This is a genomic window from Frankia sp. CgKIO3, from assembly GCF_977946435.1.
On the sequence record NZ_CDWTMO010000149.1, the window covers coordinates 858 to 10,500 of the forward strand.

7 protein-coding genes and 1 pseudogene are annotated in these 9,643 nt (G+C 72.1%); 3 read left to right on the top strand and 5 right to left on the bottom strand.

Annotation, left to right across the window (positions count from 1 at the left end; genetic code table 11):
- On the top strand, nucleotides 1–2,381 hold a 2,381-nt coding region (locus AC08OJ_RS15555; RefSeq protein WP_476596090.1), incomplete at its 5' end, for a transglycosylase domain-containing protein.
- A 39-nt stretch (nucleotides 2,382–2,420) separates the two neighbouring features.
- Here the strand turns inward: AC08OJ_RS15555 and AC08OJ_RS15560 are convergent.
- From AC08OJ_RS15560 to AC08OJ_RS15575, 4 genes are all read right to left on the bottom strand, one after another.
- The gene (locus AC08OJ_RS15560) at nucleotides 2,421–3,566 is read right to left on the bottom strand and encodes an SIS domain-containing protein (RefSeq protein WP_476593819.1); all 1,146 of its coding nucleotides are present in this window, start codon (nucleotides 3,564–3,566) and stop codon (nucleotides 2,421–2,423) included.
- Nucleotides 3,567–3,581: 15 nt separating this feature from the next.
- Nucleotides 3,582–3,779, bottom strand: coding sequence for a Trm112 family protein (locus AC08OJ_RS15565; RefSeq protein WP_476593820.1), 198 nt, complete (start codon nucleotides 3,777–3,779; stop codon nucleotides 3,582–3,584).
- Complete coding sequence (locus tag AC08OJ_RS15570; protein WP_476593823.1) at nucleotides 3,779–5,137, bottom strand: phosphomannomutase/phosphoglucomutase; 1,359 nt, start codon at nucleotides 5,135–5,137, stop codon at nucleotides 3,779–3,781. The genes AC08OJ_RS15565 and AC08OJ_RS15570 overlap by 1 nt, the downstream gene beginning before the upstream one ends.
- 232 nt (nucleotides 5,138–5,369) lie before the next feature.
- Nucleotides 5,370–5,735, bottom strand: a complete 366-nt coding sequence (locus tag AC08OJ_RS15575; RefSeq protein WP_035908204.1) for a DUF3499 domain-containing protein — start codon at nucleotides 5,733–5,735, stop codon at nucleotides 5,370–5,372.
- A 324-nt stretch (nucleotides 5,736–6,059) separates the two neighbouring features.
- On the opposite strand from AC08OJ_RS15575, the gene AC08OJ_RS15580 reads away from it, so the two are divergent.
- Together AC08OJ_RS15580 and manA are read left to right on the top strand one after the other, a co-directional pair.
- Nucleotides 6,060–6,530, top strand: coding sequence for a metallopeptidase family protein (locus AC08OJ_RS15580; protein ID WP_476593821.1), 471 nt, complete (start codon nucleotides 6,060–6,062; stop codon nucleotides 6,528–6,530).
- A 97-nt stretch (nucleotides 6,531–6,627) separates the two neighbouring features.
- Complete coding sequence (gene manA / locus AC08OJ_RS15585) at nucleotides 6,628–7,935, top strand: mannose-6-phosphate isomerase, class I (RefSeq protein WP_476593824.1); 1,308 nt, start codon at nucleotides 6,628–6,630, stop codon at nucleotides 7,933–7,935.
- 767 nt (nucleotides 7,936–8,702) lie between these two features.
- Here the strand turns inward: manA and AC08OJ_RS15590 are convergent.
- Nucleotides 8,703–9,578, bottom strand: a pseudogene (locus AC08OJ_RS15590) (DUF5719 family protein); the annotation flags it as partial.
- Nucleotides 9,579–9,643: the final 65 nt, after the last annotated feature.

Here is a 9,643-nt window from a genome sequence, read left to right on the forward strand (position 1 = left end):
CCTACGCGGACGACGGCGCTTCCGCGCGTCGCTCCCCCGGCGGCACGGGCGACGGTCCGGCGGCGGCCGGCGGGGCCGGGGCCGGGGGAGCGGGCAGGCCGCTCATCCCCCGTCCACCCGTGAACCGGCATCGGGTCCTGAAGAAGATGGGGCTGACGGCGATCGTTCTCGGGCTGGTCGTCGCGTTGTTGTCCCTGCCGTTCGTCGGTGCGGTCGGCCTGTTCGCCAAGGGAAGCGCGGACCACTTCCTCGGGCTGCCCGCCGAGCTCGTCACGCCTCCGTTGCCGCAGAGTTCGACGATTCTGGCCGCCGACGGATCAGTGATCGCCATGTTGCGCGGGGCCGAGAACCGCATCGTCGTGCCCGGCAACGAGATCCCGAAGATCATGCGCGAGGCAATCATCTCGATCGAGGACGCCCGCTTCTACCAGCACGGCGGCGTCGACCCACAGGGCGTCTTCCGCGCCGCGCTGCGCAACAGCGAGGCCGGCGGAGTCTCTCAGGGCGGTTCGACGCTGACCCAGCAGTACGTCAAGAACGTGCTGCTGCAGAACGCCCGCACCACGCGGGAGCGAGAGGTCGCGGCCGGGAACTCCCTGGAACGCAAGATCCAGGAGCTCCGGTACGCCCTGGGCATCGAGAAGCGGTTCTCCAAGGACGAGATCCTGGAGCGCTACCTCAACATCGCGTATTTCGGTGACGGGGCGTACGGGATCGGCACCGCCGCCGAGCACTACTTCGGGGTGCCCATCTCCCAGGTCACTCTCGAACAGGCGGCGCTGCTCGCCGGGCTCGTGCAGAGTCCGTCCCGGTACAACCCCGCCGCTTACCCGGAGGCCGCGCTGGCCCGGCGCAACACCGTGCTGGACAAGATAGCCGCCGAGGGGTATATCTCCACCACCCAGGCAGAGGCGACGAAGCAGATGCCGCTGAACGTCGTGAAGGCCCCGCCGCCGGCCGCGGACTCCTGCGAGACGTCGTCGGCGCCGTTCTTCTGCGACTACGTACGGTCCCAGCTGCGGGCGAGCCCGGCGCTCGGTTCCACCCTGGAGGAACGCAACCGACGCATCTACGAGGGCGGCCTGGTCATCAGGACCACTCTCGACCCGATGGTGCAGCAGGCGGCGCAGGACGCCGTCAACTCGACCGTGTCACCGAGCAGCCGGGTGTCGGCGACCGAGGTCGTCATCCAGCCCGGCACCGGCAACATCCTCGCCATGGCAGTGAACCGGGTGTACGGCTCGAACACAGCCGTCAACCAGACGATGGTACCGCTGCCGACCAGCGCCACCTTCCAGCCCGGGTCGACGTTCAAGACCTTCGTGCTCGCCGCCGCGCTCGAACAGGGCTACGGCACCTCAACGGCCTTCTACTCCCCGGCCTGCTACGAGACCAAGAAGTTCCCGTTGGACCGCGGTGAGGGCGACTGCCCCAGGGGTTTCTCGAACTCCGATCCCGCCGAGGCCGGCATCTACGACATCCCCAAGGGCACCTGGGACTCGGTGAACACCTTCTACGTGCAGCTCGCGGAGAAGACCGGCATCCCGGCGGTCCTGGAGATGGCCAAACGCCTGGGCGTCACACCGCCGAAGGCAGACAAGATCGGCTCCACCGACGGGGCCACCGCCATCGGCGGCGGCCAGTACATGTACGTCTCCCCGTTGCAGATGGCCGACGCCTACGCGACGATCGCCGGCGGCGGGGTGCGCTGCACGCCCCGCTTCGCCACCGAGGCCATCGACTCCAGCCACGACCCGATCGACATCGCCCAGCCGCGGCAGTGCGAACAGGTACTCGCCAAGGGTGTTGCTGACACCGTGACCAGTGTGCTCGCCGGCGTCCCGGTCCGCGGGACCGGGACCAAGGCCGCCATCGACCGCCCCTCGGCAGGCAAGACCGGCACCACCGACGAGTTCTCGGCCGCCTGGTATGTCGGCTTCACCCCGCAGCTCGCCGCGGCGGTATCCGTCGGCGACCCCATGGGGGCGGAGAGCCACCCGCTGCGGGGCGTCGTCGCCGACGGCCGGACCTGGCCCCATGTCTTCGGCGGCGACCTGCCCGCGATCATCTGGAGCAAGTCGATGCGGGCCGCCCTGGCCAACCGGCCGGTGGTCCCGTTGCCCGGCGCCGATCCGACCGTCGCGCGCGGCACCAAGGGAGGTCTGCAGAACACCCCGCCAGCACCGACGCCCGGTCAGGGCCTCGGCGACTTGTTGCAGAACCTGGGTCAGCAGATCTTTCCCGGCATGGGCGGACAGCCACAGGGAGGCAGTGCCCAGCCCGGCACGGGCCAGAGCGGGCAGAACCAGGGACAGCCGCAGCAGCCTCAGAACGGCGTCGAACCGGGATCCGGCAGAGGGGATCAGCCTGCCGGCCGCTAGCCAGCCTTCCGGCGGCCTGGTCAGCGCCTGAGGTCCTGGTCAACGCCTAAGGTCGTGGGCCGCGGGCACCTGCACGGGATCGACCCCGAGCGCTAGGGCGAGATAAACGGCCGTGTAGTCGAACAGGCCGATGAGTGAGGCGAGCCGTTCCAGCGGCCCGCCGCCGTCGGCGCGCAGTTCGGTGACGCCGACGCCTCGCTCGGCCGCCACCGCCACCGCCGCCTCGGCCTGCCGGGCGACATCCAGGCGTTCGACGTCGGGATCGCGCAGCAGGACCAGGCGGAGCCGGATCGACTCGTCCTCCTCGGCGCGGTCGCGGAAGAAGTCGTCGAAGTCGTCGCGCACCGGGCCGCCAGCCGCGAGACCCGCGCCGAAAGCACCGTCGAACAGCGCGACCTGGTGGCGGGCGGGATGCGGCAGCGCCCCGGCGATGGCCGGATACTTCGCGTTCGTCGCGAGCTGGGTGACGGCACGTTCGGCCACCACGTTCGTCACCGGTGAGGTTCCCCAGATGATCGGCAACGTACCGGCCAGCTCGAGCGCTAGCGTCTTCGCCGGATTGACGAACGACTCGCTGGACGTACGGCAGCGGGTCGCGACGTCCTCGAGGCGGACGGCGGCCGCCTCGATCGCCTCGTCCGCCACCCGCGCGATACCCAGGGCCCGGGCGACGATGATCAGTGGCAGCGACAACGACCACAGGGCGGCACGAGCGGGCTGCTCCGCCGAGGTCACGACGAGGGGCGCACCGGCCACCCCGGCCAGGTGGGCCAGGGGGGTATCGGCAGGGGCGACCACGGCCACCCGCGCGCCGCGCCGGTTCGCCTCCTCCACCGCCGAACAGGTCTCCGCGGAGGTACCGGACGCCGACACCGCAAGGACGACGTCGGCCACCCCCACCCAGCCCGGCAGGCCGTAGGTGTGGTGACCGATGACGGGCACCGGGCTGGCCGGCCCGGCGACGGCGGCGAGCACCCCGGCGGCCAGCGCCGCGCCGCCCACCCCCACCACGATGACCGCCCGGGGCCGCCCGTCAGCGGCAAGGCGAGCGACCCCGGCCTCCTGGGCGAGGGTGGCACCGCGACGGACCTGGCGGGCGGCGGAGGCGATGTGCGGCAGGAGACCGCCGGCGTGACCGGCGTCAATGCGGGCGGTGTCGTCGAGGATCGCCTCGTCGAGGTACACGTCGAGGCCGCGGCGTCAGTTCGACGCCGGCGCGCCGGAGAACGGGACCGCCTCGTCGAGCAGCATCACCGGGATGTCGTCGCGCACCGGGAACGCCAGGCCGCAGGCGAGGCACACCAGCACGGGGGCATCGCCCAGCTCGTCGGGCCGCAGCTCACCGTGCTTGCTGCACGGGCAGACGAGGATCTCCAACAGCAGCGGGTCGAGACTCATCAGGCTTCCCTTCCGCTCCGGATGCGAGCGAGGATCTCGTCGCGCAGCCGATGCATCGTGGCGTCGTCGGGCCCCTCCACGTTGAGCCGCAACAGCGGCTCGGTGTTGGACGGGCGGAGGTTAAACCAGGATCCGTCCGAGAAGGAGATCGTCAACCCGTCCAGGTGGTCCACGTCGGCGGCGTCCGGCGCGTACGCCTTCTCGATCACGTTCATCGCCGCCGCGGCGTCCGCGATCTCGGAATTGATCTCACCGGACGCGCTGTAACGGGCGTACCCCCCGAGCAGCCCGGACAGCGGCCGGTCCTGGCCGCCCAACGCGGCGAGCACATGAAGCGCGGCGAGCATGCCGGAGTCCGCCCGCCAGAAGTCGCGGAAGTAGAAGTGACCGGAATGCTCGCCACCGAAGACCGCGCCGGTACGGGCCATCTCGGCCTTGATGAACGAGTGGCCCACGCGGGTGCGGACCGGGACGCCCCCGCGCTCGGTGACCAACTCGGGGACCGCCCGGCTGACGATGACGTTGTGGATGACCGTGCCCCCCGGCTCCCGGGCCAGCTCGCGATCGGCCACCAGGGCGGTGATGGTCGACGGAGAGACGATCTCCCCCCGCTCGTCGACGACGAAGCAGCGGTCGGCGTCGCCGTCGAAGGCCAAGCCGATGTCGGCTCCGGAGCTGCGGACGGCGGCCTGCAGGTCCCGCAGGTTCGCCGGCTCGATCGGGTTCGCCTCGTGGTTCGGGAAGGAGCCGTCCAGCTCGAAGTAGAGCGGGATCACTGTCAGCGGCAGCCCGGTGAAGGTGGCCGGGACGGTCAGCCCGCCCATGCCGTTACCCGCGTCCACGGCGACCGTCAGCGGCCGGATCCCCGCCAGGTCGACCAGGGTGCGCAGATGACGCACGTAGGAGTCCAGCAGGTCCCGCCGGGTCACGGTGCCGCGACGACCGGGACCGGCGGGAATGCCCGCCTCGATCATCGCGCGGATGTCGGCGAGCCCGGTCTCCTGGCCGATGGGTGCCGCGCCGGCCCGGCAGAGCTTCATGCCGTTGTACTTCGCCGGGTTGTGCGACGCGGTGAACATCGCACCCGGAATGTTCAGCGAACCGGCGGCGAAGTAGAGCAGATCGGTGGATCCCAGCCCGGCGGCGATCACGTCCGCGCCCTGGCTGACCGCCCCCTCGGCGAAGGCCTCGGCGAGCGGGACCGACGACTCCCGCATGTCGTGCGCGGTCACGATCCGCGGGGCGCCGAGCAGCCGCACGAAGGCGGCTCCGGTGGCTCGGGCGACGTCGGCATCGAACTCCGCCGGCACCACGCCACGCACGTCGTACGCCTTGAAGATCCGCGAGAGGTCACGCATCCCTTCCAACCCCTTCTCCCTGGTGTCCCCCGGCACCGGGTGAATGGTGCCCCCGGCCGCGCGGCCACTGCTGCGACCGGCTCGGTTGACCTTATCCGCCGGGTCCGGCACCGCCAGGACCGCGTCCGAGCGAAGTCGCGCCGAACCACTCACCGGACCACCGGTACTAGGACAAACGGAAGATCGGGACGACCACATGACCGGGACGGCCGAGAGGTGGGAGCGCTCCGGATCAGGACGGACTGGGAACGGCCCGCAGGTGACCCCGCCGGCCACCCGGGGGTGGGGCCTGCGGACCCTGCGGGGGCTCCGGCCCTCCCCGCCGGGACGCCTCACGCACGGCGTCCGCAAGGGCTTCCAGGTCGTCCCCGGCCACCTCACGACCCCCCTCACGGGGCGCCTCGGCCTCGAGCCGGACCACAGCCCAGCCAAGCGGCACGGTGAGCCGATCCGCGTGGGTGCCGCACAGATCGTAGGAGTGTGGTTCGACGTACGGGGAGAGCGGGCCCAACACCGCCGTGGACTCCGCGTAGGCATACGTGAGCGTGGCGACCGCGGCTGCGGAACAGGCCGAGCGGGAGCAGCGCCGAGGCTTCACGTTCCGGACGGTAGCCCCCGGAACGGACGACGGCCACCACCTCGGGTCGTGTCGCGTGGCGCGACGACTAATCGTCACGCGGCGTCGACCATGCCATCGCGGCCCGCATACAATATCCCTCTTTCAGCACGTATCCAGAGCGATTTTGAGATCATGGACCGTCCTCGAGCTGGTAGCGATAGGGGATGAAACGCAGGGATGTGACCGGAAACCGTCGTTACCGCGCCCACGGATCGGCGCACCACTCCGAGCGATGCCGGAAGCCGCGCGGAGTTCACCGCGATCGACGGACGACCGTCCATCCTTGAACGCTACGCTGACAGGGTGAGCGAGCCCGAGCGGTTCCCGGCAGTCGCCCGGCCGATCCCGCCACGGCGGCGGCGCGACCGGCGCGGCCGTGGAATCCGGGGCACTCTTCTTCCGCCGGACGTGCCCGCCTACGCCACCCGCGGCGACCGCTTCGACGATCTCGTCCTGGACGCCGTCGAGCATCTCGACCACCGGTGGTCCACCGAACTCGCGGACGTCGAGTTCGCCGTCGAGGACGTACCGCCGGTGGCGGTGACCGATGACGAGATCCCGCTCGCTCGTTACCAGCCGGCCAGCGGCAGGGGTCGGTCGGGCACCCCGCGGCGCATCGTCGTCTACCGCCGCCCGATCGAGGCGCGGGCCGTCGACAGCGAGGACCTGGCCGAGCTCGTCCTCGATGCGATCATCCACGAGATGGCTGAGATGATGGGGGTCGACCCCGCCGTGATCGACCCGGAGGGCCACGGCTGGGGCGACGAGGAATAGCGAGTAACAGCGAATAGCGAGGAACAGCCGAGCCGCGGTGGCTGGCCGGCCGCAGGACACCCACCACGCGAGGGAGACCGTGACCACCAGGAACACCGTGACCACCAGGAACGAGGCCGCTCGGGCGACGGCCTCCGGCGCCCGGATCCTGCCACTGCACGGTCAGGCGCAGTCGTACGCCTGGGGGTCCCCGACCGCGATTCCGAACCTGCTCGGGGCGGTCGCGACCGGCGAGCCGGTTGCGGAGCTGTGGCTCGGCACCCATCCGGTGGCGACGGCCCTCGCCGAGGACGACGGCATCCGCCGTCCGGCCACCGACCTCGTCGGTCAGCTGCCGTTCCTGCTCAAGGTACTGGCCGCCGAGAAGGCGCTGTCGCTGCAGGTGCACCCGGACCTGGCGCAGGCCCGGGCCGGCTTCGACGCGGACGACGCGGCCGGTCTCGGCCTGGGCGATCCGCGTCGGCATTACCGTGACCGGAATCACAAGCCCGAACTGATCGTCGCACTGTCCCCGTTTCGGGCTCTCGCCGGCGTACGTGATCTCGGCCGGACCCTCGCCATCGTCGCCCGGCTGGGCTCACCGGCCCTCACCGCCGCCTTCCGACCACTGGCCGACGATCCCTCGGGCGGCGCCGCGCAGGTGCTCCGCTCCCTGCTGACCATGCCGCGCGAACCCGCCCGTGACCTCGTCCGCGACCTCGTGGCGACGGCCCGCCGGCTCGCCGCCGGCCCGCACGACGCGGCAGCGCCGGGGACGCCCAGCGCCGAAACGGACGACACGGCGACGGACAGGGCCGCGGCGGACGGCGTCGCGGCAGACGGCGTCGAAGCCGATGACGTCGCGCGGGCGGCCGACCTGATCGGTCTGCTCGCGGCCGCGCACCCGGGCGACGTCGGGATCGCGGCCGCCCTGTTGCTGAACGACGTCACCCTGCGCCCCGGGGAGGGGCTCTTCCAGCCCGCGCGGCTGCTCCACGCCTACGTCTCCGGCCTGGGTATCGAGATCATGGCGACCTCGGACAACGTGCTGCGCGGCGGGCTCACCCCCAAGCACATCGATGTCGACGAGCTCCTGCGCATCCTTGATCCCACTCCGAGCGCGGCGCCGATCCTCATGCCCTGTACTCTCGCGGTCTCCCCCGGTGGTCTGCTCCGCGGCTGGGACGTCCCCGTCGGGGACTTCGCCCTCACCGAGGCGATCTGCACCGGCGGCGCCCTGAACGTGGGACGGCCCGTGGTGCTGCTGGCCATCGAGGGTGCGGTCCGGGTGACCGGCACCGCCGACAACGGGACGACCGTCGCCCCGGTGGAGTTGCGTGGGGGCCGGTCCGCCCTGCTGGCCGGATCCGCCGCGTTGACCCTCACCGGCACCGGTCGGGTCTTTCTCGCCGCTCCCGGCCGCTGACGGGCGACGCCACCGACAGGGCGGGGTGCTGACGGCCCGGAAGACCGGAAGACCGGAAGCGTCACGAACCTCCCGCACGTCCTGGGAGGACGCCGACCGGTGCCCGGCCCGCCACGAGGCAAAGATCGAAGGTCGGCGGACTCGGCACTAGCCGCGCTGATACAGGACGGTGGGATCCTCGATGGAGACCGGGGCGTCGAGGAGCCTCGACGCCCCCACAACGGAACGACGGTAGAGATGCTCCGCGGCATCACGGGCTTGGACATCCCAAAGATCGACGACACGGCGGTCGACGACGTGGAGCCGGTGGAGCCGGAGCCGGTGGAGCCGGAGGGGGTAGGCCCGCGGGGCGGATCCCCGGATGCCCGGCCCTCCCCCGGCGTGCCGGGGAGATCGCCGATCACGGCGGTGGCCCCCAGCGGGCCGCCGACCGCGACGAGCCGTCCACCGGCCTGCCCGATCGGCATGCGGGCGGTCGCGACGGTGCCCGGCCTCACCCGTACCAGCTCGCCGTCGATCCACGCTGTGACCGCTCCCGCCGGAGCGGCGAGCACGACGACGCCGGTCGCGCCGGGCGGCACCGGCGGGAGGGAGACGACCGCATCCGGCGCGGATCCCGCCCCGGCGGCCAGCCCCGTCGGCCCGGAGAGGCCGACCGCCTGGCCGTACGCGTCGAGCCCGCGCGGGTCGAGCGGAGGATCAAGGCTGGTGGCGCCGACCCAGGTGGATCCGCCGTCCGAGCCGGTCGACCGCTCTCCCGCCCGGCCCGACGGTGCGGCCAGTCCGGCGAGCACCGGTGCGTCATCGGCCGATTCGACCAGGACGGCCGAGGCGGCGCCCGCCGGCAGCAGCACGGGCGTGATGATCGCACCGGTGGCGGGCACGACGACGGCCTCCAGGCCGATCGGCGTGTGCCGACCCGTACCCGTGAGGACCGTGATGCGCACCGTGGCCTCCCGCAACGGTGCGGCGAGCACCAGGTGCGCCGTCGAGGACGCGGACCCCGCCGGGACGACGACCCCGCCAAGCAGGAGACGCCGGGCCGGGGCGGAGGTGCTCGGGACAAGGCTCACCGGATCCGCGCGCCCCGCCCGGTCCGCCCCCGGCATCGAGTCCGCACGCGCCGCGCTGGGCCGGTCCGCGACCCAGGTGAGAACCCGGCCGGAGCGCATCTGGACGTCGAGCGTGGTCGCGGCGGCCTCCGGTGCGAGGGACGCGAGTCGCCGGATCACCGCGTGGTCCGGGGGCACGGTGATGTCCTGCGGCGACGTCGCCGGTCCGTCGGAAAGCACCCGCACATTGATCCGGGCTGGTTCAGCTGCCAGATTCGACCAGATCACCACCGGATCCCGACCGGCCACGGTCGATGGTCCGGTGAACCAGGCCCGGGCCCGGGACGGCTCGCAACGCGCCTGAATCGGCCCGACGCCGCCCATTGACCCGACGCCGTCTTTCTCCCGGGCCGTCACGGTGGCCGACAGTCCCCCGGCGGACGCGCCCTGGGCGGTCACCAGGATCGATCCACGGCCGCCCGCCACGCCGGTGACGGCGCTGCCCTCCGAGGGCCGTGGAAGGTCCAGGTGACGCCGGCCGCGGACATCCATCCGTAGTCCAAGCCCCTCGCTTGGAACCTCGGACCCCATCGTGGACACCCGCACCTGGCCCGTCGGCCCACCGCCGGCAGCCACGTCCAAGCCGAGCGCACGGG